We start from the raw sequence: 24,767 nt of genomic DNA, 5'->3' as shown, positions 1-24,767 counted from the left end.
TACATTTTGTACGTTTATTACGTATAGGTTTCTAATATACTTCATATACATACTAAGATCGCGTGATTTTATGGTGTATTTTTGCATCTTTGACGAATTTATGACGATAATTACTTTATAACTTCGAATTATTCTATTCCGATGCGTCAAAAGCCCCGCTAGCGTGCCACCACGAAAGTCTTTCGGGCTTTCGGTTAGAGGGAACGCCTAATTGATGAACGTGGTGGAAAACCTCCGGCTACGTTCCGATCCGGCAAATCGATTGGAGAAAAAATGAATATCAAGAGCCTTCTTCTCGGCTCCGCTGCTGCGCTGGCAGCAGTATCCGGTGCCCACGCGGCTGACGCGATCGTCGCTGCTGAGCCCGAGCCGCTGGAATACGTTCGCATCTGCGACGCCTACGGTGCTGGCTACTTCTTCATTCCAGGCACGGAAACCTGCCTCAAGATCGGCGGTAAGGTTCGTACCGAAGGCAAGTGGTACGACGCCTACAGCCCAGACAGCCACAATGGCACTCTCTGGCACACTCGTGCTGAGCTGCAGCTGCAGACGGCAACCGACACCGAATACGGCCCGCTGAAGACCAACACCGAGCTGCGTTGGGACTGGAATGACGGCGGCGCAACGGCTACCAACCTGCTGCACGCCAGCATCAGCCTCGGCGGCTTCACCGTTGGTAAGGAAGACTCGCAGTTCAACGTCTTCACCGGCTATGCCGGCGACGTCATCAACGACGACGTGATCGGTGATGGCCCGTACGAACTGAACCAGATCACCTACAACTACGACGCCGGCAACGGTTTCACGGCTGTGATCTCGGTCGAAGACTCGAACTCCGGTAAGGGTGCAACTGGCGCAAACGGCGAAGACAGCACCAACCACTACCTGCCTGACGTTGTTGCCGGTGTTGGCTACAAGGCTGGCGCATGGGGCTTCAAGATCGTTGGCGGTTATGACTCGATCGTCGAAGAAGGCGCCATCAAGGCTCGCGTAGACGCTGACTTCGGCGTATTCGACGCCTTCTTGATGGGCGGCTGGAACACCGACGGCGACAAGCTCAACAAGTATGCCAATGGCGATTCGATCGGCCAGAGCTGGGGCGACTGGGCCGTCTGGGGCGGCGTTGGCGTTCCGGTCAACGAAAAGCTGAAGTGGAACCTCCAGCTCGCCTACACCGACAACAAGACCTTCTCGGCAACCACGAACGTCAAGTGGAAGCCGGTCAAGAACCTGCTCATCGAGCCGGAAGTCACCTACACCAACTGGGACTCCATCAATCAGGACCAGTGGGCTGGCGTTCTCCGCTTCGAGCGCAGCTTCTAATCTGATCTGAACTAGACCTCCGATCAGAGACGGAAGAAGACCTGGTTTCCCTCCGGGTCTTCTTCCACAATTCGTTAAAGCCGTACCGGCTGCCATATCCAATCCGCATGACACGCGCCTCCCTGCTATGCGAGAGGAAGCGCACGCGTTACCGACGCGAAACTTTTCGGCCTGATGGCCTGCGCCTACTGCGATGAAGGCGCGCCCGGGGCGAATACCGTTTTCGCGATCCCTTCCGTTATCGTACATTGCCCGTCGCGAGATCTAGGAAAGATCCTCCGACCCTCAAGATTCAAAGACGATACACGGACCTCGGCATGGCCAAGAAACGTTTCGCGCAGCATCTTCTACGGCACCTCAAGGTCGAATCCGGTAGATCCAGCTTCGTATTTGCGGATGTGTTGACGATCCTCGCACTCGCGTAACGCAAATGTTTCGAGAATCTTTCCCGACGGAAAGCATCTGTCCGGTTGCCAAAAAACCATAATTGTTCCACCTAGATTATAGATTGAACATTTAACGTTGAGAATCGGGCCAAGACTTGATGCGTACGAAATATGGTTTCTTCTGCCTGTTCCTGGCATTTGCGTCATCGGCATATGCTCTGGAAGCCGGTTCACCGCCAGTTTTGACACCGCTGCCACAGCAGGCACAGGCCGCTCATTTGACGGCGCAATTTCTGCAGCGCTTCCACTACAAGCCCGTTCCGCTCGACGACGTCCTGTCTGCCAGGATCATGAATCGCTTCATCAAGTCCCTCGATCCGGATCGTGTCATCTTCCTGCAAAGCGATATCGACAAGTTCATGGCGGGCAGCACCAAGATCGATGACGCCATCAATCAGGAAGACCTGAATATCCCGTTTTCCATCTTCAACGTCTACGAGCAGCGCGTCGTCGATCGCATGACCTATGCGCGCAGCCTGCTCAACCAGAAGCTGGACTTTACCGCCAAGGAAGACTACGCGCTTGCGCGTGACAAGGAGCCTTGGCCACAAACCGAAGCTGAAAGCGATGATCTCTGGCGCAAACGCGTCAAGAACGACTGGCTGCGCCTGAAGCTTGCCGGCAAGGATGATGCCGCCATTCGCGATACGCTGGACAAGCGTTACGAAAACTCGCTGGAGCGCGCCTATAAATACAAGAACGACGATGTCTTTCAGACGTTCATGGACGCCTATACGACGTCAGTCGATCCGCACACCGACTATTTCGGCGCGACCGCCTCGGCGGAATTCGATATTTCGATGAAACTTTCCCTGGTCGGTATCGGCGCGGTGCTGCAGGAAAGGGACGACTATACGACGATCCGCGAACTGGTTGCCGGCGGCCCGGCGCAATTGTCCGGCAAGCTTGCGGTCGGTGACCGCATCATCGGTGTCGGTCAAGGCGAGAACGGCCCGATCAAGGAAGTCGTCGGCACGCGGCTCGATGAAATCGTGCAGATGATACGCGGCGCTAAGGGTTCGGTCGTGCGCCTCGACATTTTGCCTTCTGATGCCGGGCCGGACGGCAAGCATCACGTCATCAGTCTCGTCCGTGACAAGATCAGCCTCGACAAACAGGCCGCCAAGCAGACGATCCTGTCCGTGAAGGACGGCAACACGACGCGCAGGATCGGCGTGATCACTCTGCCGGCTTTCTATGAGGATTTCGAAGCCCGGCGCAAGGGCGACAAGGATTACCGCAGCGCCAGCCGCGATGTCGCCAAGCTTCTCGGCGAGTTGAAGCAGGAGAAGGTCGACGGCGTCCTGATCGACCTGCGCAATAATGGCGGCGGCTCGCTGTCGGAAGCGATCGACCTGACGGGGCTCTTCGTCGGCAAGGGTCCTGTCGTCCAGCAGCGCGATGCGGGCGGCGAGGTGGAGGTCGAGAGCGATGATCTTGCCACTCCGGCCTGGACCGGCCCGGTCGGCGTGCTGATCAATCGCGGCTCGGCATCGGCCTCCGAGATCTTCGCCGCAGCGATCCAGGATTACGGTCGCGGCGTGATCATCGGCGAACCGAGCTTCGGCAAGGGCACGGTGCAAACCGTTGTTAATCTCGATCAGGTGGCCCACAATCAGAAACCGAAATTCGGCGAGCTGAAACTGACCGTCGCTCAATTCTTCCGCGTCAACGGCGGTACGACGCAGTTGCGCGGCGTGACGCCGGATATCAGCCTGCCCGGAATTTCGGACCTCAAAGCCTTCGGCGAATCCAGCTACGACAACGCGCTGCCTTGGACGCAGGTGAAGCCTGCGAACTACAAGCCCTGGGGTGACCTCCAGGCGCTGCTGCCGCAGCTGCAAAGCCGTCATGACGCGCGAGTGAAGGATGATCCGGAATATAAGCGCTTCATGGAAGACGTCACCACGCTGAAAGAGCAGCGCGACAAGAAGGTCATCTCCCTCAACGAAGCCGAACGCCGCAACGAGCTGACCGCCCAGGCAAACCGCATCAAGGCGCGCGGGCAGGCGAATGATGGCATCGATACCGGCGAGGATGATGGCCTGCAGGCCAATGAGCGCAGCTTGAGCGCCGATATCGCCATCGAGAAGGCCCGCAAGAACGCAAAGGATATCCTGCAGAACGAGGCGGCCTCCATCGTTGCCGATGAGGCTGACCTCCAGGCCGGCATGTCCAGGGCCGCGGCAAAGTAGTCACAGAGTTCCATCCTGCCTCTCACGGCCGGGGAATCGACGTCGCCGACGTGACGTCGACCGCCTCGGCGGCTGCGAGTGCATGAGACTCGCGGCTAAATCAAAATGCTAGAAAGTGTGGATGGCTTTCGGGCGATCTCCCGTTCTATCGCCTTGATTTCAAGGCGAATTCGGATTTTAGGTCGAAGACCTGAGATCATGGAGCTTCAGAGCCTCAGCTACGTTTCAGCTAGCCGTTGTACACTGTGTGCGTGCGAATACTTGCGCCCCCAACAAAGTTTCGCACGAGGCGCCGATAAGGCTCTCTGCTCTGCCTCATGCAAATGAGGCAGAGCTTTCCCCGCCTGGATCATGCTCAACGAGCTTCGGCTACGCCATCGAAGACCTTGGATACTTTCCACGGCTATGCTCATCATTTTTACCTCGCCGCGCGCCACCGCATGTCTTTTCGGGCGGCGGCAACTGCCTCTTCGCAGCGTGCACGAAATTGGCTAAGAGGCGATATGTTTGAGCTTGTTTCGATCGCCACCGCCAATCAGGAAATCAAGCGAAGCCGGTTCGTTGCGACGGCAGCTCCGATCGCCGATACCGAGGCAGCAAAGGCGTTTGTCGCGCAGCGCTCTGTCACAGATGCCAATCACAATTGCTGGGCCTGGCGTATCGGACAGAACTATCGCTTCAGCGATGATGGCGAGCCGAGCGGCACGGCCGGCAAGCCGATCCTCCAGGCCATCGATGGCTTCGAATTGGATATGGTCGCCGTCGTCGTGACACGCTGGTTCGGCGGCACTCTTTTGGGTGCAGGCGGACTGATCCGCGCCTATGGCGGCACTGCCGCGCAATGTCTGCAAGGCATGGAGAAAAGAGAAATACTTCCAACCATCGCAGCAACGATCGATGTGCAGTTTTCGCACCTCGCTCTCGTAAAAGCGAAACTTCATACCGAGGCCGGCGTGCAGGTTCTGGAAGAGCGTTTCACCGAATCCGGAGCTCTGCTCAGCGTGACCATAGCCGCGTCGCTCGCCGAACAGGTTTTTGACACTATTCGGGATCTCACGAGCGGCCGCGCCACGGTAAAACTCGATTGATCGGAGCGCTCAGGGATATGCCCAAAGGATGACGCTTTCCTGGCCCCGCAATAGGGCGGAGATAGGCAATCAATCGCCTGAGAACACGACGCCCTGAGGTCGCCCCGGCGCGGAAGCGGCCACGCGCAGCACCCCATGAAACCCTACCCAAAGCGCAATCGACCCGAGCGCAAAGCTGCCGAGGATCATGAACATCAGACTGTAACCGATCTCCTGCGCCAGCCAGCCGCCGATCGCCGGGCTCAGGGATGCGCCGACCCCTTGCATGGTCATAACGACACCCTGGCCGACATTGATACGGCCGGTTCCGTTCAGGATGCGGGCGACGAGCGTCGGCACGGCAACGCTTTGCAAGCCCGCGCCGATACCATCGAGAACCTGAACGGGATAGACACCCCAGGACGTAATCAGATGCGCCGCCACGAAGCCGCGGATCGGCAAGGAGGCGAACGAAACCAGCAGCACGAGCCATTGCCCTCTTCTTTCCGCCATATGCATCGCGATCAGAGAAGTGATGATCATGATGCCCTGCGCCACCACCACCGTCAGCGCGACGAAGCCCGCGGGATCGGCCTGACCGGCGGAGACGACAGCCAGCCCGAACAATGGCAACATCGCGCCGTTGCCAAGATGAAACAATGCAAGCGCGCCAGCCAGGATCAGCAGCGGCTTCGATTCTGCGAGCACCCTGAAGCCGCTCGGTTTTCGGTGTCTGGGAGGCTCCGTTTCCTCTATCGGACCAACGGCAGCAAGGGTCGCGCCACGCGCTTCATCATCGTCGATCGCATCGGATGGGATCATCAACACGGAAATGATAGTCAGCACGCCGAAGACGGCTGACAGCCAGAACACGGCAGTAAGCCCGAACATCCAGCCGAGCCATCCCGACAGCCCGGCGCCGATCAGGTTGCCGGCATGATTGAATGCCTGATTGTAACCATTCTGCCGATTGAAGCCCGCCTGCCGGACAATGCCGAGAGTAATGCCATTAAGCGCTGGCCCGATCGCGGCGCCGGCAATAGCGGTCGCAACCTGCGACAGCGCCACGACCCAGAAGAGCTGCGACACCAATATGATCATCGAGGCGAGGACAGTGCAGATGCCAAGCACGATCACGCATGTGCGCTTATGCGTGGTCTCATCGATGAAAGCTCCGGCAGGGGCCATCATCACCATCCCCGCAATTCCGCCGATCGTCATGACGGAGCCGATCGAGCCGCTTTGCCAGCCATGAGCAACGAGGAAAACGCCGAGGAACGGGCCGATGCCCGCCTGAACATCGGCCATGAAGAAATTCAGAAATCCAAGTGGGATGAGAGCTCGGGCTTGCTGGTGGTCGTTGGGGGATGAGCGTGACAAATGACAACCACATGGTTCCTGAAATCGTCAAATGAAAAGCGCTTGATGGCAAAAGGTTCCGCAACATTTAAAATGGATGCAGGCGGGCCTGGCCAGTGCTCTCAAATGCGCCGTCGCGAACGCGATGTCCTGGCCGAGCGTATTGCCGTCCGTCTATGTCCTGAGGTGCCCTTCGTCCTGCCGAGCTTTCCATTCGTCCGGACCTGGTATCGCCGCGATCGAGTGCGGCGCATCGCTGGCTCCGCGGGCAGATCGAGGAATTACGGCAGCCAGCCGCATGAACAGCAGACGGTAAACCTCTATAAAGTCGAGGGGCATGTTCGCTTGGGTCAAACTCGATAGGATCGAGTGTTTCGAGACGGAGCCTATTTCCGCGTCCATGCAGAAGGCAAAAGTCCAAGCAGCTCAAAAAAAGAGAAGGATTCGGAGGGAAAGCCGAATCCTTCTCGTCTTGATCGGAGGTCAACCGATCGGGGTGGACAGCCGCATCGGATTGGAACGATGGGCTGCGGCTACCGACACAGAGTGTCGGATGGCGGTCGGACTCGGAGTTTGAAAAGCGCCCCTCGCCCAAGCTTGGGTTCTATATACATACATTCGGTATGTTTGACAACTGATCTCAAAGAGATTACGGCAACATTCAGAGAAAATTTATTGTTGGCGCCGGGTGTGGCCTTCATACTCCCGCAGCCCTCGTCAATTATTGACCATGCGAATTCGACCGGCATGATGTCGGAAAGCTGAATGCAATGAATGACGAGGATACTTTAATGACCCCGGCTGCTCGGGAACGATATCTGAGGAATTAGATCTATCCTCGACATGCCAACCCTAGAAATCCCACTGAAAACGATTGTGCTGTCGCTCCATCCATGAGATGGCCGTGCAACGATCTTGGCAATCGCACGGAGAACCGGATGAATCCCCTGGGAAAAGACAGTCTTGCCGGCGCCGGACAGCAGACTGCATCAATCGACAGCAGGTCATCCTCCGAATATTGGTGGGTAACCTGGAGCCTGGCGATATATTTCATCGTCCAGGCAGCCATCCGCATTGCCATATCGAGCTCGCTGCGGATCGACGAAGCGCAGCAGTTTCTCGTCGGCCAATGGCTCGCCTGGGGCTACGACGCCCAGCCGCCGCTCTACAACTGGATTCAGTACGGCATCTTCGAAATTTTCGGCACGAGTGTCGCATCGCTCGTCATCGTGAAGAATCTTCTGCTTTTCCTGGTCTATCTCGCCTATTACAAGCTTCTGCGATTGCTCTTGGCCGACAAAAGGCTGGCGGCGGTCGGAACGCTATCGCTCCTGACGATGCCACAGATGTTCTGGCAGGCGCAGAGAGACCTGACGCATACCGTCGGCACCCTGCTTGCGGTGCTCATGTTGATCTATTTCGTCATCGTCACCATCCGTCGCCCGACAGTCCTCTCCTACGCGCTGATCGGGCTTTGGGCCGGGCTCGGCATGCTGACGAAGTACAATTTCGCTCTGGTGATTGGCAGTGTCCTCATCGCGACCTTCTTTCATCCGGTCGGGCGAAAAAGGCTCCTGGACTGGCGCCTCCTGCTGACGCTCGCAATCGCCGTTCTCGTGTTCCTCCCGCACGCGATATGGATGGTGTCCAACATGGATCGGGTCCTGACAACGACTGTCCAAACCATGTCGGAGCAAGGCGCCGGCGGAAAGCTTTCCGATATCGGTTTCGGACTTCTGGAGCTGATAAAGACGAGCGTCGCCATCATTGCTCCCACGAGCGTGATCTTTCTGCTGTTCTTCCGTCAATCATTCCTGCGTTCGCTGCGGGCCAGAAGTGAATGGAGCGATTTCGTTGACAGAATACTTTTAAGCACCGTCGCGATCCTGCTGGTGTTGATACTAGTGATCACGCTTACGGAGTTTCGCGACCGCTGGCTGCTCCCCTTCCTGTTTCTGCTGCCGGCCTACTTCTGTCTGAAACTCGATGCAGCGGGACAGCAAAGCCAGGCCGATATAAAGAAATTCCTTTATCTACCCATCGTCATGATGATTGCGCTGCCGCTGATCATAGCCGGAGGTGTCGTTTTTGCGCGGTTTTTCCATTCTTATGAGCATCTGAACGCGCCCTATGCCACCTTCGTTGATAAGGTCGTCACCGCAGAAGGAAAACAACCCTCGGCGGTCGTCACGACGACCTGGCTCAAGGCCGGTAACCTGCGGGTGAACATGCCGCACACATCGGTCATATCGACGGAATATCCTGCGTCGGATCTCACCCGCCAGGTCATAGGCGATGGACCGGTCCTATTGGTCTGGAACGAACGGGACGGGCATCAATCAACCATGCCAAACGCACTGCAGCTATGGCTGACGTCGAAATACGGGACGGCGGCAGAACTGCCGCCGCAGCAGGACATTGCCCTTCCCTATTACTACGGCAAGGAGCCGGATCGTTATCACTTTGGTTATGCTTGGTATTATCCCAAACCGAACTGACTTGAGATTGCGCAGCGGCTCGAACTCATCGATGAGATGATCAAGAAGCAGGAGACATCAATTGCCGGCTAGCGCTCCAGCGCGCCCTTCCCGGCAAGAATATGATTGCGAAACTTGGCAATCCGCGCGGCCCGCGTTTCGGATTTCTTCACGGAGCCGAGGTTGATCACATAGCTTTTCTTTCGCCCCGGCGTCAGATCGTGGAAAGCTTCCGCCAGCTCGGGATCGGAATCCAGCGCCTCGATCAGCTCGTCCGGCAATTCAATTTCACCCACCTCTTTTGCAGGCTTGATGCCGGCCTCCGCATATCCCATCGCCTCCTCCAGATAGGCTCGGATGACGGGCTCCATCTTGGCCACGGCGGCGTTGCTCACGAAGCGGATCATATCGGGATGCTGGGTATTCTGCCCTTGCTTTTCAAGCACGCCCTCAGGGTCCTTCATCAGCGCCGCGTTGAAGAAAGTGAGGCGAAAATCGCCGCGAAAGGCGCCGATGATGACGATGTTACGACCCGCGTGCATGTAGCATGGATGGGCCCATTTCACCGTCTCGACGAGCCCGGCCTCCAGACAGATTCGGCGCAGTTCGTTCAGACCGTCAACCCATTGCCTGGTGGAACAGTCCGGTGTCGCAAAACGTTCGCAGCGTCCGCATCCTTTGGCAAAGAAGTCCTCGATATCGGTAATCATGTCCTCATCCACTTTATAATTCGGCTATCTGAAGCATCCACGCCGTCAGCCAGAGCAAGACAAAGGCCTGATAAAAGCAAGTGGCTGGGCCATGCTCGCATGATTGCATCCCGGGTTTGCCAGCAATAGCCTCAACCTACGCCATCCCCGCCTTGGCACCTCCGTAGCCCTGTTTCTGATCCGGCCCGAAGCCGGATCATCATGTGCGAAATTCCATGTGTAGAACAGTCGGCTGCTCGGGTCGATGACGAGCACCCCACGATCCAAGATACCGCCCCAGTCGTTGCGGAAAGTTCAAGTGCCGGGGATCGGCTCCCAAGTGGAATTGCCGGTCCTGGAGAATTGCGGGATATGGGCGAGGCTCTGAATGAGATCGCAATCGGATCCCAGCGTCTCGCGCCAATCGCGGGCTTCCGTCAGAATGACGCCAACGCCGACGACCTCGGCTCCGGCCTTGCGCACCAGTTCCAGCGAGCCCTTGAGGCTCGATCCGGAGGCGACCACGTCGTCGACGACAAGCACGCGCTTGCCGTTGAGAAGGGGAATTGCGGCGCGGTCCAGCAGCAAGCGCTGCTCGCCTTTGGATGTGATGGAGGAGATGCGTTGTTCCAGTGCATTCGCCAAGTGGATTTTCGGCGACTTCTGCAGGACGACATAGTCGTTGAGGCCGAGTGCCCGGGTGACCTCGATGGCGACGGGAATGCCGAGCGTCGCTGTGCCGACCACGATATCGGGCTTGAGCGACGCGAATCTGGCGGCGAGCTTGGTGCCGACATGCTCGCCGAACCTCACGCCGAGATCGATGACCATCATCAGCGAAATGGCAAAATCCGGCTTGATCGCCACGATAGGCAGATCAACGGTATAGCCGGCGACGTCGACCTTCCAGTTCTGCCCGGTTCTCGGGTCGGCGGTCTCAGAGCTCATAGGTCTTATCCTTCATGCTAAGGCGCTGCTCGACCATCAGGCCAACCTCGCGCCAGGTTGTTCGCTTGTGTTTCAGATCATACCCGTAAAGGGTAAGCGAAAACGAGATGGCATGCGCCATGCGGATCGCCTGAACGAGCAGCGGGATGCCGCGTGCCAATGCAAAGCGCAATTTCGTCGGCAGGCCGACATCGTCGATCTCCATGCCGCGAGAACGTTGGGCATCCGCAATGCGCTCGAAATCGTCGCGCAGCATCGGAATGACGCCGAAGGTGAGCGACAGAACGAGAGTGGCAATGGAGGGTAGCCGCGCGGCGCTTGCCGCCGCCAATATTTCGCCCGGCGAGCTTGTTTCCATGACGAAATAGAAGACGGCCGTTGTCGTCACCAGCCTGGCGGCCATCGCCACCGCGACAGGCAGGGCCTGCGGCGTTGAAAGACCCTGCAGCCAGAGATTTATCATCCAGCTCACCATGACCATGCCCGTCAGCAAAGCAGCACCCTTGATGTAGCCGCGAAGACCGGGAACCCTCAGGCCCCACAGAAGGACCAGGCAGACAAGCGCAAGAGGTACGCCGAACCGCCAATCCGGAGCAAACCAGGCAGCCAGCATGATGATGAAGGCAACACCCAGCTTGATAAAGAAATTGAGCTCATGAAGCCGCGTCATGCCACGCTCCATACCGTCTTATCATAGGGCGCCTGCCAGCCGAGAGAACGGAAGGGACTGCTTTTCCAGCCCTCTTCCGGCGCTCCCTCGAATGCGATCGTGCCATTGTCGAGGACCATCAGGCGAGTGGCCAGATCGTCGACCAGTTCCAGATCGTGCGAAATCAGCATCACGGCGCGGCCCGAGGACTGCATCGAAGAGATGAAAAGCTCCAGCATTTGCCGGCCTTTGATGTCTCTGCTTAGAAGCGGTTCATCGATGATGGCGACGAGTGCGCCGGTGGCATCGGCGCAGGCAAGCCCCAGCAGCGCCTGCTGGCGGGCCGATAAAGCAAACGGATTGGCTTCCGCCAGATCGGAAAGTGCGTAGCGCTCCAGCGCCGCCTTCGCGCGCGCGACGACGGCGGGGTCGCTCGACGATGCGCTCGACGCGGTGATAGCAAAGATCACCTCACCGAGCACGGTCATGTTGAACAAGATATGCCGCATGTTTTGGGGGATATAGGCGATCTTGCGGGCTCGCGCGGCGACCGACCAATTGTCAGCCTTCGTCCCGTCGAGGAGGATGGAACCCGAGGTGGTTTTCGTCAGCCCGAGGATCGATTTGAACAGCGTCGTCTTGCCGGCACCGTTACGGCCGATAAGCGCCAGCACTTCTCCGGCCCGGACATCGAAGCTCACGTCCTTCAGCACCGGATCTCCGCGCGAGCGCGAAAGCTGGCTCGCCAATCCCGAAACGGTCAATAGCGAGCGGCCGGGCTCGACGGTCTGCCGCGTGGGCCTGCCGCGCATCGGCGGCAAAATGCCGGCCTCGACCCATGCGGCATCCTGTTTGAGCACCGTCTCCGGCGGCATGCTTGGAGAGATGCCGCCACGGCGCAACAAGGCAATGCTGTCTATTACGGAGCGGAGCGGCAAAGGGTCCTGCTCCGAGATCAGCAATGTCGGGGTGCTGTCCAGCACTTTGCGCAGGATGTTTGACAACCGCACGCGTGCGGCCGGATCGAGCCCGGTCGTCGGTTCGTCCAGCACCAGAATCGATGGGCTGGAGACGATCGCCGCAGCAATGGTGACCATTCGCCGTTCGCCCCCCGAAAGGGTCAGAACCCGACGGCCGCTCAGTGCTTCCAGCCCGAACTCGGTCATCAGTTCGGTGAGCCGGTCCCGGATCACGCTCCGCTCGACACCCTTGTTTTCCAGCGGAAAGGCGATGACGTCCTCGACGCAGATATCCCAAAGCTGATCTTCGCTATTTTGCGACACGAAGCTGATCGTGTCGAAGAGTTCCCTCTTTGTGAGGGAAGGCAGCGGACGGCCGGCAAGTTCCACCTGCCCGGAGAATTCCGCAACGGGAATGAGGCGTGGGATCAGACCTGCGGCAACGCCGAGCAGCGTCGACTTGCCGCTGCCGGCTTCACCACAGACGAGAAGCCGCTGCCCCTCGTCAAGCATGCAATTGGTCTCGGCAAACACCGGTGCGGCGCCGCCGAAACCAATCGTCAGATTGGCAATATTGAGCACTTGTCGATCCAGATCGGGTTCAGAAACGCTTGAAACCGGAAGGATGAGCACTCTTCAGAATTTTCAGCGCCGGGATGATCAGAAGCGGCGTGCCGACGACCATCGGGACGATGTCGGACAGGCCGATATAGCCGAAGCCCCACCAGAACGGGAAAATGCCGAGATAGGCAAGGCTTGCCGACACCGCCGCCACCATGATCAGCCCGATGACAAGGCAGACGACGGCAATCTTGATCAGCGTGGCGCGATCGAAGACCGTTTTGGCAGGATCGAAGAAGAGCCCCGGCACGAGACCGGTCAGACCGACCATGATGCCATCAACAATAAGCGAATGGGCGGGTATGAACGTGCCGGCAAGAAGCGACCAGACAATGGTGCCGAGATAGCCGCAGATGAAGCCGCTGCGCCAGCCGAGCAGAATGCCGATCACTGGCGGCAGGAAGGCGAAAATGCGCCACTGAATGATCCCCGGCACGAGTTGGATCGGATTGGCATAGGCCCAAAGCACACCGGTCGCGGCTGCCGCAACGATCGAGAGGACGATGGGAAAGAGTGTATTGCCGTCAGTTTGTGACATGCTCGCTGGCTGCATGATTTTGGTTCCTTTAAAAAGTAATTTCCAAAAATTGCCGGAGAACCGGCTGAGAGGCTCTCCGCGACCATTCAAGCGCAGGGACGCGCTTCATCTATAATGCATGCACTTGCTCGGATAATCGCCCATCCGATCATGAAAGGCAGTGTGAACACGCCACCTGCCAACCTCAGTTACAGTACGTCTCGAACTTCAGAGGCTTGGATGAGTTTTTGAAACGAAGATCGCGAAGCAACCGAATTGAAATCGAAATGGGGATCGATTGCCGGCTCACAGAAAAACCTTTTCCAAGAATTGAGTGACTATGCGTGTTTCCGTTCGTAAAAACCATTTCAGATTGCATATAAACATGACCTAGCATAGGGGACATCGATCGGCCAATCTATTCGTGCGCATCATGGACCGGCTGCATCAAGATAGCCATGCTAGGGATCGGCGACTTGCCTACATCCCTGCTGCGCTCTTTTGGATTGCCGCGCGTCTTCGCTGGAACTGCGTCAAATTCTTGCCAGGCGAAGCCCGATCATCCGTCCAAGCGTCCTTTTCGGTGACGATATCGGGCGTCGCCACCCCATCGACAATATCGAACTGTGGAATATGTCCCAGGCTGGTCACGAGACGGGCGTCATCGCCCAGCAAATTCCGCCAGGCATGACCCTCGGTCAGAATGGCGCCGGCGCCAATGATGTTTGCGCCTGCACGGCGCACCAGCCTCAGTGCAGCCGCCATGCTGGAACCGGTTGCGATAACATCGTCGACAACAAGGACGCGTCTGCCTTGAAGCAGCTTTATCGAACGGCGATCGAGCAGGAGACGCTGCGGCACGGCGGTCGTGATGGAACGGACATCCTCGACCAAGGCGTCGGCAAGATGAAACTTGGGCGATTTCTGCAAGATGACATATTGATCGATACCGAGGCGCCGCGAAACCTCTATGGCGACCGGCACGCCCAAAGTAGCGCTGCCGACGACAATATCGGGTTTCAACTGCGCGAAATGACGGGCAAGGGCATCGCCGACGAGATCTCCAAACCGGATCCCCATATCGATTACCATCAGCAATGCGATCGCGCGCCGCTCGCTCAGCCGGACGATCGGCAGGCTGAAATTTTCGCCCGCAACCTGTACCCGATAGGTTTGAGAAGTCTCAAGATACATGCCTGCGGCCTTTTTTGGCACATTGTTTGCATTCAAATTCTCGTCTTAATAGACACCAGATCGCACGATTTTTACAACCAACAAAATTCGTCTGGTATGTTTCCTTTTCTTCAACGAGGTATAGCTCCGAATGAGCAGGCTCCTGTTTTCCCGCTTCGCGCATTACCTCGACGAGATCGCCAATCACGGCTCGATCAGAAAGGCCGCCGAAAAGCTGAACGTATCGGCTTCAGCGATCAACAAACAGCTCATCAGCGCCGAGGAGGAGTTTGGCGTCACTCTCTTCGAGCGCCTGCCTCGCGGCATGCGACTGACATCAGCGGGCGAATTGCTCGTCAATGGCTATAGGGAATGGAATAAGGACCTTTCCCGCATCAAATCCGAAATCGAGGAGCTGAAAGGACTTCGCCGCGGCGAGGTGAAAATAGCCTCGTCACAAGAAGCGGTGCCCGATTTCCTGCCCGCAGTGATCGCGCGGTTCACGAAGGATCATCCTCGTATCCGCAATGCGATCGCCGTGGAGGATTCCGACCGTGTGCGGCAGCTGGTTAGGGATGGAGGCGCAGACTTCGGCCTAACCTTCAGCCCCCTGCCCTTGCCGGGAGTCGTCGTCACGCGTTCCGCCGACTTTCATCTCATTGCCATGCTGCCGGGAAATTCCCACCTTGAACAGCCCGACAGCATATCCATAGACGAATTCTTCAAGAAGCCGACAATTGTACCCGACACAAGTAGCCACCTGAGGGATATCGTCGATATCGCCGCTGCCCGTATCGACATCCGCTTTCAGCCAATCTTGACCACCAATAGCCTGTCGCTCATGCGCTCCATGGTCCGTGAGGGCTGCGGTTTCGGCGTGACGGCCATGCCAGCCGGCAGGCCTCTCGCCCCAGAAGTTGGATTGCACTACGCCCGCATAGCGGACAACGACTTACCGCCAATGGTGCTTTCTCTGATCGTCGATCCCAAGCGCAGTCTCTCGATGACTTCAATCATTGCGCGCAGATACTTTGAGAAGTATCTCGATGAGATTTCTCTTCAAAATGGAAAAACATCGACCAATGCGTTTGAATAGCCGTTCCCTATCGAGGCGAGACACTGCTTATCCACACTGCCACCTGACTTTCCCCTGATCATCCTCTTCCTTAAGTGGCATGTAGCGAGGCCGCGAGTCTCATGACTATCTCCGTGAAATTATTCGAACGCAGGAGATGGAGAACCGCTCTCCCGTTGAAGAAAAGGCAACACACCGAGCGAATTTTGATGCTTGCAAAAGTTGCATAATCTCGCGCCTATAAGGCCCTGTCTCTTCCGATGCTAATTCTCGATGTGGCAAGGGAACGGTGAATGACGGATAACTATGGCCGATCTGGATCCCAGGGGAGAGCGCGAACAAAGCTGCGACTCCTCCCTGCGCTGGAACCGCGCTTTGTCGAAGAGCAAACTGAAGAAATTTCCCGGCCCGAAGCCAAATCGTATCTTTTAAATCCGGTTGATGGAACCATTCGCACGGTGATGCTTCCCGCCGGCAACCATACCGAGTACATCCGCAAGTTGGTGAGAGCCAGCAAGGTCGCTGTTATCAGCATCGAGGATGCGCATCTTCTCTATACCGATAACAATGGTCTTATCGACGGCCTTTCGAGCGTTACGGATTTGAAGGGGCACTCCTCGCCACTGGCCGGTAATCTTTTGATCGCTGGCAGGGATGAAAGCGGCGCGGCCGCAAGTGTCAGCGCCGGTATCGATGATGTCGCTTCGTGGTTTACCATCATCCGTCCGGTTTTCCTGCCTGTTTTCGAGACCTTGCGCGAATCTCAAATGCTCAGCACCCGTGTCATCCGCCTGGATGTCCGGATCGAACGCTCCATTCCGAATATCATACGGTGAGCGGGCGAGAACGTCGGTGCTCTCGCTGTAATTCACTATAATGATGTCCCTGTAGCTGCGGCTCTTTTACGCCCGGATGAAAAATGCAGAGCTGTCCCTAAGCATTTGACGGCGCCGGGCCAAAGCTTTCGCGCCGAATAAGCTTGCTTTCGATGACATGACGAAGGGCCGCTGCCTTATCCAGCGCGTCGATCCGTTCCATCAGCAAGCTCACGGCCATCTGACCCATTTCCTCGACCGGCTGTTCGATGGTCGACAGCGGCGGCAGCGAATATTCACAGACCGGGGCGCCGTCGAAGGACACAATGGAAAGATCCGCCGGAATTTTCCACCCCATGCGTTGAACGCAGCTCATGAAAGAAATCGCCATGTCGTCGCTGGTGGCAATGACGGCCGTGGGCTTCAAGATGAGATCGGCAAATTCCGCCGCCGCAGCGACGCCGATCTGGAAACCATGCTGATAATCAAGGCTACCGCCGGACCTGACGATCGCCGTCTCCGGCAGACCCGCAGCGACAAGCGCTTCAACGGCACCCAAATAGCGTTCTCGGTCATGGTAATTGCCCTCGGGACCGGCAAGATAAAGGAAACGCCGGTGGCCGAGAGCGATCAATTGGGCCGTGGCATCGCGAACGGCCTGCCGATCATTGGTTACGACACTCGGCAGGGCTGCGTGGCTCATGTCGAACAAAAGCGAGACAATCGGCAGAGCGGAATCCTTCAATGACCGACCGCCATGGACCGGCAGATCCGAGGAGAGAATGATGGCGCCACGCACCGTGCCTCCGAAAGCCAGATCGAGGATATGGCGCTCCGAAGCCTCGTCGCGATCGAGGTTGGCAATCATCAAATGGTAGCCATTCTGGCTCAGGGAGCGGTTTATCCCCTGCAGAACCAGGGGAATGACCTGCGAGACACCATAGTAGAGCGAGCCCGGCAGAATGATCATGACGACATTGGATTTGCCGACACGAAGCCCTCTCGCCATGGCATTGGGCGTATAGCCGAGCTGCTTGGCTGCAGCGTCGATCTTGGCGCGCGTCTTTTCGTTGACGCGGCCGGGATTGGCGAGCGCCCGGCTCACCGTGGAGATCGCGACGCCTGCCAACCGAGCGACATCTGCCATCAGAGGGCCGGAATGCTCTTCCGCCGGCAGATCCTTGTTATTCTTCACCTTTTGGCGCCCTTCCCAATGCCCATCGCACGGGATGCTACGGCAATCCCAGCCGTTTAGCAAACGTTTGCCAAAAATCGCTTGCATAAAAAAACGACTTGTCTACTATTCAGGCACGGCAAACGTTTGCCAATTATAGCGCATTGAAATCATTATGGATTATTTGTCGTGGGCCATGGCTCCGCGAGCGATCTTCCATGCCTTAACAATGGATAGTCCCATGACCTCTACGGAACGGCTGCGCTTTGGTGTCGATCTCGTCACCTTTTTCCACCCCGGATTTTGGGGCGTAGAGGATTATGACGGCATCATCGCGCTATCGCGTAACGAGCCGCGCGCTTTCTGGGACAGGATACTGGATGCCGTACAAGCCTCCGGCGTTACCGGCGTGGAGCTGACCTTCTCGCCCTTCAACTGGCAGGATGCGACGAAGACCTATGGTTCGGTCGACAAGTTCGCGGCCGAGCTTTCCAGGCGTGGGCTGACGCTTGCGAGCGGCTTCTTTGCCGAGCTCGAAGCCGCCGGCGATTTCACCGAGGCATCAGCGCAGGCCGCCATCATCGACAAGGCCGAAAAATATGCCGAATTCCTCAAGGCGTGCGGCAGCGATGTCATGGTCATCGGTGCGCCGCTTCGCCAGACGCTCGGCGCTCAGCCGGTGCGATTCTTCGATTTCGAGCAGGCGCGAAAAATTGCCGATTTCCTCAATCGCCTCGGTGCCGCCCTCTACGCCAAGGGTGTGCGGCTCGCTCTCCACACCGAGGCGCATTCGATCTTCGCGGCAGCGCGCGATGTCGATCTGCTGATGCTGCTGACCGATCCCGCTTACGTGCATATGTGCCCGGATACGGCGCACATCATCGTTGCGGGCTCCGATCCGCTGCAGCTCGTCGACCGGCACCATGAGCGCGTCATCATCGCCCATTGGAAGGATGCGCTGGGTCCGATGCCCGCCGACACGGTCATCGACGAACATATCCATGACCGCCATCGCCCCTATTTCTGTGGCTTCGGCCTCGGCCGGGTCGACTGGCCGGGCTGGGCCAGACTACTGCGTGACCGTGGCTATGAAGGCTGGGCCATTCTCGAGCTGGATGCAGCGCCCGATCCGGTCGGCGATATCGCCAACGGCCTGACGCTGGTCAGACAGGCGCTCTTGCCGATCTATCGCTGATACCAAAAATCCGAAAACGAATAGCCCCGCCAAGAGGGCTTTCCTGAAGAGGTGGAACGATGAAAAATACAGTGAAATTGCTATTGATGGGAGCCGCACTCGTTACGGCCTCCACCTCTGCCCATGCGGAAGACAAGCCGCAGGCCGAGGTGATGACCTCCTGGACATCAGGCAGCGAGGCCGCTGCCCTCGGCGTCGTCAAACAGGAGTTCGAAAAACGCGGTGGCACCTGGAAAGACTCTTCCATTGCCGGCTTCGGAGCAGCTGACGCGGCTTTTCAGAACCGTCTGGTTGCGGGCGACCCGCCGACTGCCAAGCAGGCCGTGCTCGGCCTTGCCAACACCGATTTCGTCAGTCAGGGACTTATGAACCCGATCGATGATGTGGCAAAAACCGGCAAATGGGCCGATGTCCTGCCGAAATCGATCTACGACCTCATCTCCTATAACGGCAAGGTCTACCTCTCTCCGACCGGCGCGCATGGTGAGAGCTGGGTCTTTTACTCCAAGGATGCCTTCGCCAAGGCCGGTGTCGGCGACGAGCCGAAGAGCTGGGACGAATTCTTCGTAGCACTGGACAAGCTGAAAGCCGCCGGCATTCAGCCCGTCGCCTGGGGTGGCCAATCCTGGCAGGAGTCCAAGGTCTTCAACATGATCCTGCTGACCCAGGTCGGCATTGACGGCTTCCTCAAGATCTATGTCGATAAGGACAAGGGTGACGTCTCGACGGCAGGCGTGAAGAAGACGCTGGATATCCTCGGCAAGCTCCGCGCCTATGTCGATGAAGGGGCGGCGGGCCGCAACTGGAACGACGCGACCGCCATGGTCATCACCGGCAAGGCCGGCGTGCAGTTCATGGGCGACTGGGCCAAGGGTGAATTCGTTGCGGCTGGCAAAGAGCTCGGCAAGGACTATGGCTGCATGCTCGTACCGCAATCGCCGGGCATGGTTTACGTCGCCGACTCCTTCTCCTTCCCGAAGATCGCCGACGCGGCCGCACAAAAGGGACAGGTCCTGCTCGCCGAAGTCGCCATGGATCCGGCCGTGCAAGTTGAATTCTCGTTGAAGAAGGGCTCGGTGCCGATGCGCACCGACGTCGACAAATCGAAGCTCGACGTCTGCGCGCAAAAAGGCCTTGAGCTGATGACAGCCGGCAAGATCGTGCCTGATCAGGCTCTGATCCTTTCGCCGCAGCAGGCCGGCGCCCTCAACGACTTCGTCGACGAGTTCTGGACCAATCCGTCCGAGGACAGCGCCTCAGGTGCTGAGAAGTTCTTCGCGATCTTCGAATAGCCTTCCAGCAAGCCGATCGTCTGAGTCCCCTGTCGATCGGCTCCGCCCATCCTTTCGAGAAAGTTTGCTGATGCAAGCCAAGCGCAGACGTCCCCTTGCTGCGACCTTTGCCCTGCTTCCGACATGGATTGCCGCGATCTTCGTCTATATCGGCACCATGGTCTGGTCGGTGCGCCTGTCCTTCACGGATTCGACCATCTTCCCGTCGTCCAACTATGTCGGCTTTGCCCAATATGCCAAGCTGTTCCGGACATCGCGATGGCTGGCATCGCTGGAAAATGTGCTGATCTTCGGCGTTCTCTATGTCGCCGGCTGCCTTGCTCTCGGCTTCGTGCTTGCCGCAGCGCTCGATCGCAAGGTCCGCTTCGAGAGCGTATTTCGCACCATCTTTCTTTATCCCTATGCCATGTCCTTCGTGGTCACCGGCCTTATCTGGCAGTGGATGCTGAACCCGACCTTCGGCATTCAGGCGACGGTCAGGGCGCTCGGCTGGCAGAGCTTCGTCTTCGACTGGATCGTCAATCGCGACATGGCGATCTACACGGTGGTCTTTGCCGGCGTCTGGCAGGGTGCTGGCCTCGTCATGGTCATCGCACTGTCAGGCATGCGCGGGATCGGCGAGGAGCAATGGAAAGCAGCGCAGATCGACGGCATTCCGGTCTGGCGCATCTATACCTCGATCATCCTGCCGCAGCTTGGACCTGCGCTTGCCGCATCGGGCATGCTGCTCTCCATGGGCGTGATCAAGACCTATGACCTCATCGTCGCGCAGACCGGCGGCGGCCCCGGCTACTCGACCGAAGTGCCGGCAAAATTCATCATGGACAATCTCTTCGAGCGCCAGAACCTCGGCCTTGCGAGTGCCGGCGCCACCGTGCTCGTGCTTTCGGTCGTCATGGCCGTTGCACCATTTCGCTATGCGCTCGCCATGCGCGCCAGAAGAAGAGGAGCACATTGATGGCGACTCTTCACCCTCGGGGGCCCAAGCCATCACGGCTGACGGCCGGCCAAATTGGGCTCTATACCTTTCTTATCCTGTCTGCACTCTTCTTCCTGTTGCCGCTCTACACGATGCTCGTCACCTCGTTGAAGTCGATGGAGGAGATCCGCCAGGGCCGCATCTTCGCCTTGCCTGATATCGTCGACTTCAACGCGTGGAAAACCGCCTGGTCGGGCGCCTGCATGGGTACCCAATGCCTGGGTGTGCGCATCGGCTTTTGGAATTCGGTCAAGATCACCGTGCCGGCCGTGGCGATTTCCGTCCTCATCGGCGCGATCAACGGCTATGCCCTCTCCTTCTGGCGGCCGAGAGGTTCGAACCTGCTGTTTGGGCTTCTGATGGCCGGCGGCCTCATCCCCTACCAGATTTTCCTCTATCCGCTGGTGCGGCTGCTCGCCAATCTCAGTCTTTATAATTCGGTCGCAGGCGTGGTTCTCGTTCACGTGATCTTCGGCCTGCCGCTGGTGACGCTGCTGTTCCGCAACTATTTCGTCGCCATTCCCGAGGAGCTCTGCAAGGCGGCCCGCGTCGACGGCGCCGGCTTCTGGCGGATCTTCATCGAGATCATGCTGCCCATGTCGGTGCCGATGATCGTCGTCGCCTCGATCTTCCAGTTTACCGGCATCTGGAACGACTTTCTGATCGGCCTGGTCTTTGCCGGGCGCGACAATCTGCCGATGACGGTGCAGCTCAACAACATCGTCAACACCACCATGGGCGAGCGCGCCTACAATGTGAACATGGCCGCCACCATTCTGACTGCCGTCGTTCCGCTCGCCATCTATTTCTTCTCCGGCCGCTGGTTCCTGCGTGGTGTCGCCGCCGGCGCCGTCAAGGGGTAACGCCATGCAGCCTGCCGTCTCGGTCAAAGATCTCAAGATCGCCTATGGCGATCACACCGTCATCGACAAGATGTCAATCGACATCGCTCCGCGCGAATTTCTCGTGCTGCTCGGGCCCTCCGGCTGCGGAAAGTCGACCCTGCTCAACTCCATTGCCGGCCTGCAGGACATCAGCGACGGCGAAATCTGGATATCGGACAAGAACGTCACCTGGGCAGAACCGAAGGATCGCGGCATCGGCATGGTCTTCCAGTCCTATGCGCTCTATCCCCGCATGTCGGTGCGCAAGAATCTCTCCTTCGGTCTGCGCGTGGCGGGTCTTCCCAAGGCTGAGATCGAGGCGCGCATCGCCCGCACGGCTTCGCTTCTGCACCTCGACAAGCTGCTCGACCGTCGGCCCTCGGAATTGTCGGGCGGCCAGCGCCAGCGTGTCGCCATCGGCCGCGCCCTTGTGCGTGAGGTCAACGTATTCCTGTTCGACGAGCCGCTCTCCAATCTCGATGCCAAGCTGCGCAGCGAGCTGCGCGTCGAGATCAAGAAGCTGCACCAGAGCCTCGGCAACACGATGATCTATGTCACGCATGATCAGGTCGAGGCGCTCACCCTTGCCGATCGCATCGCCATCATGAAGGACGGCGTGATCCAGCAGCTCGCCAGCCCGTCCGAAATCTACCATCGCCCCGCCAATCTCTTCGTCGCCGGCTTCATCGGAGCACCGGCGACGAACTTTATCGAGGGCGAGATTGTTTTGAAGGCGAACGCACCGGTATTCGAAAGCAACGGGCTTGCCATCGATCTAGCGGGCTATCCTTTCCTCAGCGCCACCAAGGCAGGTCCCGCGACGCTCGGCATCCGGCCGGAGCATATCGCGCCGAATGGTGCGGACGCGGGTTGGTCCACGATTCCCGGCACCGTCTCGGTCGTCGAACCGATGGGCGCCGATACCGTGCTGTGGTTCGACTGGGCAGGCCAAAGCCTCTCCTACCGCATCATGGGAGATGCCGCCCTGCAGCCGGGTGCGGCGATCACGCCCGGCCTCGATATCGCCAAAGCCTCCCTCTTTGGCGCTGATGGCGCCCGCCTTTAAGACCACTTTCACAGCATACGGAAATTATCCATGTCTCAGACTGTCTACGACGCGCTGGTAATCGGCTCCGGCGCCGCCGGCTCCTTCGCCGCCAAGGAATTGACCGCCCAAGGGCTGTCGGTATTGCTGCTCGAAGCCGGCCCAGCCGTGACCCAGAAGGATTTCGATCCGAATCGCAAGAAGGCGCCGGCAAGCAGCATCAATATCTGGGAGCGTGCACGCGCCACGCTGAAGGGCCAGCCCATCCAAGCGCGCGCCGCCTTCTTTACCGAGCGCTTCAGCCATTTCTTCGTCAACGATCGCAAGAACCCGTATTCGACGCCGAAGGATGCGCCCTTCCTGTGGATACGCGGCCGTCAGGGCGGAGGCCGCCTGCACAGCTTTGGCCGGGTGCTGCTGCGCTGGACGGACGATGATTTCAAGATCCGCTCGAAGACCGGCAAGGGTGTCGATTGGCCGGTTTCCTATGACGAGCTCGCGCCCTTTTATGCCGAGGTCGAAACCAGCCTTGGCCTTTATGGCAACGAGGATGGCGTGGAGACATTGCCCGACGGCGTCTACGCCCATCCGGCAAAGCTGACGCCGGCCGAAGAAATCTTCAAGACGGAAGTCGAAGAACGCTGGCCGAAGCGGCATGTGGTTTCCTGGCGCTATATCGCACCCGATGCCGAGCGTACGCCGAAGCCACTGCGCGAGGCATTGGCGACCGGACGGCTGACGATCCGCCATGATGCCATCGTGCGCCGTATTACCACCGACGATGCCGGCGGCCGGGCGACAGGTGCCGAGTTCATCGATCGCGCGACTGGAAAGGTCGAAACCGCCCGCGCCGCCATCGTCGTGCTCTCGGCGTCGCCGATCGAAAGCGTGCGGCTGCTTCTCAATTCGTCCAGCGCTCGCCATCCGCATGGGCTTGGCAACAGCTCGGGGGCACTCGGGCGCTATTTCATGGATCAGCTGCCATGCCTTGCCTTCGGCTCCTTCTCCAAGGCGAAGGGATGGGCGGCCGATGATTCCGCGCCTGTCGATCCCTTCTACAATCCATCCGGCGGTATCTTCGTCCCACGCTTTGGAGAGGGCGACGCCGGCCGCGACGATTTCGACTATCAGGGAAGCATCGGCCGAGCGCCGACACCGGATGACGAGCCTTCGCGGCTGGCCTTCTTCGGCTTCGGCCGCATGCTGCCCTATGCCGACAATCGCATCATGCTCGATGCTGGGCGCAAGGATGCCTGGGGGATTCCGGTGCCCCACATCCGGTGCGTTATGGGCGAGGAGGAACATGCCCTGCTGCGCCGGCAGGAAGAAGTGCTGATCGACATGGTGCGCGGCGTCGGCGGCGAGTTGGAATTCATCGGCTCGCCCACCGGTCTTAGGGAGATGGGCCGTGGCGCCTTTCCCGATGCCGATCCATTCAGCCGCTTCATGTTCCGCACATGGTTCCGCAAGACCATGTGTATGGGCGCTGCCATCCACGAAACCGGCGGCGCACGCATGGGGACCTCCAGCAAGGAATCCGTCCTCAATGCCCATAGTCAGAGCTGGGATGTCCCCAACCTGCTCGTGACGGATGCTTCCGCCTTTCCAGGCAGCGGTATTGCCGGCACCACGCTCACCGTGATGGCCCTGACCATCCGCGCCTGCAGGAACATTGCCGATCAATATCGCGCCGGACAACTTTGATCGGGCGCTCCGTTCGAATTAGCATCACAACTTAGGTCGGCCTCCATTTTAGATATGAAGGCTCGCCGCGTCACTCCATGGCCGCCGTCTGGGCAGGTTTCCCCATCCGACAGAAATAGTTTGGCTTTCTCACCTTGCCGCGATAGATATCATGCATCTCTTCTGGCCTCCGCTGCATCGC

Annotated in this window: 21 protein-coding genes; 13 read left to right on the top strand and 8 right to left on the bottom strand. The window is 58.5% G+C overall.

The window, feature by feature from the left end; genetic code table 11:
• Window positions 1-273: 273 nt before the first annotated feature.
• From RTCIAT899_RS23795 to RTCIAT899_RS23785, 3 genes are all read left to right on the top strand, one after another.
• Window positions 274-1,323, top strand: a complete 1,050-nt coding sequence (locus RTCIAT899_RS23795; protein WP_015342356.1) for a porin — start codon at window positions 274-276, stop codon at window positions 1,321-1,323.
• 544 nt (window positions 1,324-1,867) lie between these two features.
• Window positions 1,868-3,964 (top strand): carboxy terminal-processing peptidase, encoded by a 2,097-nt coding sequence (locus tag RTCIAT899_RS23790; RefSeq protein ID WP_041678133.1) that lies wholly within the window; start codon window positions 1,868-1,870, stop codon window positions 3,962-3,964.
• Window positions 3,965-4,467: 503 nt separating this feature from the next.
• Window positions 4,468-5,052, top strand: a complete 585-nt coding sequence (locus RTCIAT899_RS23785) for an IMPACT family protein (protein ID WP_041678132.1) — start codon at window positions 4,468-4,470, stop codon at window positions 5,050-5,052.
• Window positions 5,053-5,121: 69 nt separating this feature from the next.
• Here RTCIAT899_RS23785 and RTCIAT899_RS23780 read toward each other — a convergent pair whose 3' ends face one another.
• Window positions 5,122-6,411 carry an MFS transporter gene (locus tag RTCIAT899_RS23780; RefSeq protein WP_015342353.1) on the bottom strand — a complete coding sequence of 430 codons (1,290 nt, stop codon included), beginning with the start codon at window positions 6,409-6,411 and terminating at the stop codon, window positions 5,122-5,124.
• On the opposite strand from RTCIAT899_RS23780, the gene RTCIAT899_RS32610 reads away from it, so the two are divergent.
• Window positions 6,412-6,753: a hypothetical protein gene (locus tag RTCIAT899_RS32610; protein WP_015342352.1), complete on the top strand. Its 342-nt coding sequence runs from the start codon at window positions 6,412-6,414 to the stop codon at window positions 6,751-6,753.
• Window positions 6,754-7,328: 575 nt separating this feature from the next.
• The gene (locus tag RTCIAT899_RS23770; protein WP_015342351.1) at window positions 7,329-8,888 is read left to right on the top strand and encodes a glycosyltransferase family 39 protein; all 1,560 of its coding nucleotides are present in this window, start codon (window positions 7,329-7,331) and stop codon (window positions 8,886-8,888) included.
• Window positions 8,889-8,956: 68 nt separating this feature from the next.
• Here RTCIAT899_RS23770 and RTCIAT899_RS23765 read toward each other — a convergent pair whose 3' ends face one another.
• The 6 genes from RTCIAT899_RS23765 to RTCIAT899_RS23740 form a co-directional block, all read right to left on the bottom strand.
• On the bottom strand, window positions 8,957-9,577 hold the full coding sequence (locus tag RTCIAT899_RS23765) for a YdeI/OmpD-associated family protein (protein ID WP_015342350.1): 621 nt from the start codon (window positions 9,575-9,577) through the stop codon (window positions 8,957-8,959).
• 294 nt (window positions 9,578-9,871) lie between these two features.
• Window positions 9,872-10,504, bottom strand: coding sequence for a phosphoribosyltransferase family protein (locus RTCIAT899_RS23760; protein WP_015342349.1), 633 nt, complete (start codon window positions 10,502-10,504; stop codon window positions 9,872-9,874).
• Complete coding sequence (locus RTCIAT899_RS23755) at window positions 10,494-11,174, bottom strand: energy-coupling factor transporter transmembrane component T family protein (RefSeq protein WP_041678345.1); 681 nt, start codon at window positions 11,172-11,174, stop codon at window positions 10,494-10,496. Before RTCIAT899_RS23755 ends, RTCIAT899_RS23760 begins: the two co-directional genes overlap by 11 nt.
• Window positions 11,171-12,694, bottom strand: a complete 1,524-nt coding sequence (locus tag RTCIAT899_RS23750; protein ID WP_015342347.1) for an ABC transporter ATP-binding protein — start codon at window positions 12,692-12,694, stop codon at window positions 11,171-11,173. Before RTCIAT899_RS23750 ends, RTCIAT899_RS23755 begins: the two co-directional genes overlap by 4 nt.
• Before the next feature lie 19 nt (window positions 12,695-12,713).
• Window positions 12,714-13,286 carry a hypothetical protein gene (locus RTCIAT899_RS23745; protein WP_015342346.1) on the bottom strand — a complete coding sequence of 191 codons (573 nt, stop codon included), beginning with the start codon at window positions 13,284-13,286 and terminating at the stop codon, window positions 12,714-12,716.
• A 444-nt stretch (window positions 13,287-13,730) separates the two neighbouring features.
• Window positions 13,731-14,444: a phosphoribosyltransferase family protein gene (locus tag RTCIAT899_RS23740; RefSeq protein WP_041678344.1), complete on the bottom strand. Its 714-nt coding sequence runs from the start codon at window positions 14,442-14,444 to the stop codon at window positions 13,731-13,733.
• Window positions 14,445-14,574: 130 nt separating this feature from the next.
• Between RTCIAT899_RS23740 and RTCIAT899_RS23735 the strand changes: the two genes are divergently transcribed.
• Together RTCIAT899_RS23735 and RTCIAT899_RS23730 are read left to right on the top strand one after the other, a co-directional pair.
• Window positions 14,575-15,519 carry a LysR family transcriptional regulator gene (locus RTCIAT899_RS23735; RefSeq protein WP_015342344.1) on the top strand — a complete coding sequence of 315 codons (945 nt, stop codon included), beginning with the start codon at window positions 14,575-14,577 and terminating at the stop codon, window positions 15,517-15,519.
• Between the two features lie 272 nt (window positions 15,520-15,791).
• The gene (locus RTCIAT899_RS23730; RefSeq protein WP_244441546.1) at window positions 15,792-16,334 is read left to right on the top strand and encodes a hypothetical protein; all 543 of its coding nucleotides are present in this window, start codon (window positions 15,792-15,794) and stop codon (window positions 16,332-16,334) included.
• A 97-nt stretch (window positions 16,335-16,431) separates the two neighbouring features.
• Here RTCIAT899_RS23730 and RTCIAT899_RS23725 read toward each other — a convergent pair whose 3' ends face one another.
• A complete protein-coding gene (locus RTCIAT899_RS23725) occupies window positions 16,432-17,508 on the bottom strand; it encodes a LacI family DNA-binding transcriptional regulator (RefSeq protein ID WP_015342341.1) in 1,077 nt (358 codons plus the stop codon).
• Between the two features lie 220 nt (window positions 17,509-17,728).
• Between RTCIAT899_RS23725 and RTCIAT899_RS23720 the strand changes: the two genes are divergently transcribed.
• From RTCIAT899_RS23720 to RTCIAT899_RS23695, 6 genes are all read left to right on the top strand, one after another.
• Window positions 17,729-18,682: a sugar phosphate isomerase/epimerase family protein gene (locus tag RTCIAT899_RS23720; RefSeq protein ID WP_015342340.1), complete on the top strand. Its 954-nt coding sequence runs from the start codon at window positions 17,729-17,731 to the stop codon at window positions 18,680-18,682.
• Window positions 18,683-18,741: 59 nt separating this feature from the next.
• Window positions 18,742-19,974 (top strand): ABC transporter substrate-binding protein, encoded by a 1,233-nt coding sequence (locus tag RTCIAT899_RS23715; protein WP_041678130.1) that lies wholly within the window; start codon window positions 18,742-18,744, stop codon window positions 19,972-19,974.
• A gap of 70 nt (window positions 19,975-20,044) precedes the next feature.
• Window positions 20,045-20,932 carry a carbohydrate ABC transporter permease gene (locus RTCIAT899_RS23710; protein WP_015342338.1) on the top strand — a complete coding sequence of 296 codons (888 nt, stop codon included), beginning with the start codon at window positions 20,045-20,047 and terminating at the stop codon, window positions 20,930-20,932.
• The gene (locus RTCIAT899_RS23705) at window positions 20,932-21,816 is read left to right on the top strand and encodes a carbohydrate ABC transporter permease (RefSeq protein ID WP_015342337.1); all 885 of its coding nucleotides are present in this window, start codon (window positions 20,932-20,934) and stop codon (window positions 21,814-21,816) included. Before RTCIAT899_RS23710 ends, RTCIAT899_RS23705 begins: the two co-directional genes overlap by 1 nt.
• A gap of 4 nt (window positions 21,817-21,820) precedes the next feature.
• Window positions 21,821-22,903, top strand: a complete 1,083-nt coding sequence (locus tag RTCIAT899_RS23700) for an ABC transporter ATP-binding protein (protein ID WP_015342336.1) — start codon at window positions 21,821-21,823, stop codon at window positions 22,901-22,903.
• A gap of 30 nt (window positions 22,904-22,933) precedes the next feature.
• Window positions 22,934-24,586 (top strand): GMC oxidoreductase, encoded by a 1,653-nt coding sequence (locus tag RTCIAT899_RS23695; protein WP_015342335.1) that lies wholly within the window; start codon window positions 22,934-22,936, stop codon window positions 24,584-24,586.
• Window positions 24,587-24,767: the final 181 nt, after the last annotated feature.

The sequence above is a fragment of the Rhizobium tropici CIAT 899 genome (genome assembly GCF_000330885.1).
In the GTDB taxonomy this organism is placed as follows: domain Bacteria; phylum Pseudomonadota; class Alphaproteobacteria; order Rhizobiales; family Rhizobiaceae; genus Rhizobium; species Rhizobium tropici.
Note: the sequence above shows the minus strand (reverse complement) of the source record. Positions and strands in the feature narration are given on the sequence as shown.

What these genes read in the sequence shown, in the direction of transcription:
- RTCIAT899_RS23765 (WP_015342350.1), bottom strand. Translation starts at nt 9,577, where the DNA reads ATGATTACCGATATCGAGGACTTCTTTGCCAAAGGATGCGGACGCTGC.
- RTCIAT899_RS23785 (WP_041678132.1), top strand. Translation starts at nt 4,468, where the DNA reads ATGTTTGAGCTTGTTTCGATCGCCACCGCCAATCAGGAAATCAAGCGA.
- RTCIAT899_RS23755 (WP_041678345.1), bottom strand. Translation starts at nt 11,174, where the DNA reads ATGACGCGGCTTCATGAGCTCAATTTCTTTATCAAGCTGGGTGTTGCC.
- RTCIAT899_RS23760 (WP_015342349.1), bottom strand. Translation starts at nt 10,504, where the DNA reads ATGAGCTCTGAGACCGCCGACCCGAGAACCGGGCAGAACTGGAAGGTC.
- RTCIAT899_RS32610 (WP_015342352.1), top strand. Translation starts at nt 6,412, where the DNA reads ATGACAACCACATGGTTCCTGAAATCGTCAAATGAAAAGCGCTTGATG.
- RTCIAT899_RS23790 (WP_041678133.1), top strand. Translation starts at nt 1,868, where the DNA reads ATGCGTACGAAATATGGTTTCTTCTGCCTGTTCCTGGCATTTGCGTCA.
- RTCIAT899_RS23715 (WP_041678130.1), top strand. Translation starts at nt 18,742, where the DNA reads ATGAAAAATACAGTGAAATTGCTATTGATGGGAGCCGCACTCGTTACG.
- RTCIAT899_RS23745 (WP_015342346.1), bottom strand. Translation starts at nt 13,286, where the DNA reads ATGCAGCCAGCGAGCATGTCACAAACTGACGGCAATACACTCTTTCCC.
- RTCIAT899_RS23770 (WP_015342351.1), top strand. Translation starts at nt 7,329, where the DNA reads ATGAATCCCCTGGGAAAAGACAGTCTTGCCGGCGCCGGACAGCAGACT.
- RTCIAT899_RS23795 (WP_015342356.1), top strand. Translation starts at nt 274, where the DNA reads ATGAATATCAAGAGCCTTCTTCTCGGCTCCGCTGCTGCGCTGGCAGCA.
- RTCIAT899_RS23735 (WP_015342344.1), top strand. Translation starts at nt 14,575, where the DNA reads ATGAGCAGGCTCCTGTTTTCCCGCTTCGCGCATTACCTCGACGAGATC.
- RTCIAT899_RS23740 (WP_041678344.1), bottom strand. Translation starts at nt 14,444, where the DNA reads ATGTATCTTGAGACTTCTCAAACCTATCGGGTACAGGTTGCGGGCGAA.
- RTCIAT899_RS23700 (WP_015342336.1), top strand. Translation starts at nt 21,821, where the DNA reads ATGCAGCCTGCCGTCTCGGTCAAAGATCTCAAGATCGCCTATGGCGAT.
- RTCIAT899_RS23695 (WP_015342335.1), top strand. Translation starts at nt 22,934, where the DNA reads ATGTCTCAGACTGTCTACGACGCGCTGGTAATCGGCTCCGGCGCCGCC.
- RTCIAT899_RS23705 (WP_015342337.1), top strand. Translation starts at nt 20,932, where the DNA reads ATGGCGACTCTTCACCCTCGGGGGCCCAAGCCATCACGGCTGACGGCC.
- RTCIAT899_RS23730 (WP_244441546.1), top strand. Translation starts at nt 15,792, where the DNA reads ATGACGGATAACTATGGCCGATCTGGATCCCAGGGGAGAGCGCGAACA.
- RTCIAT899_RS23710 (WP_015342338.1), top strand. Translation starts at nt 20,045, where the DNA reads ATGCAAGCCAAGCGCAGACGTCCCCTTGCTGCGACCTTTGCCCTGCTT.
- RTCIAT899_RS23720 (WP_015342340.1), top strand. Translation starts at nt 17,729, where the DNA reads ATGACCTCTACGGAACGGCTGCGCTTTGGTGTCGATCTCGTCACCTTT.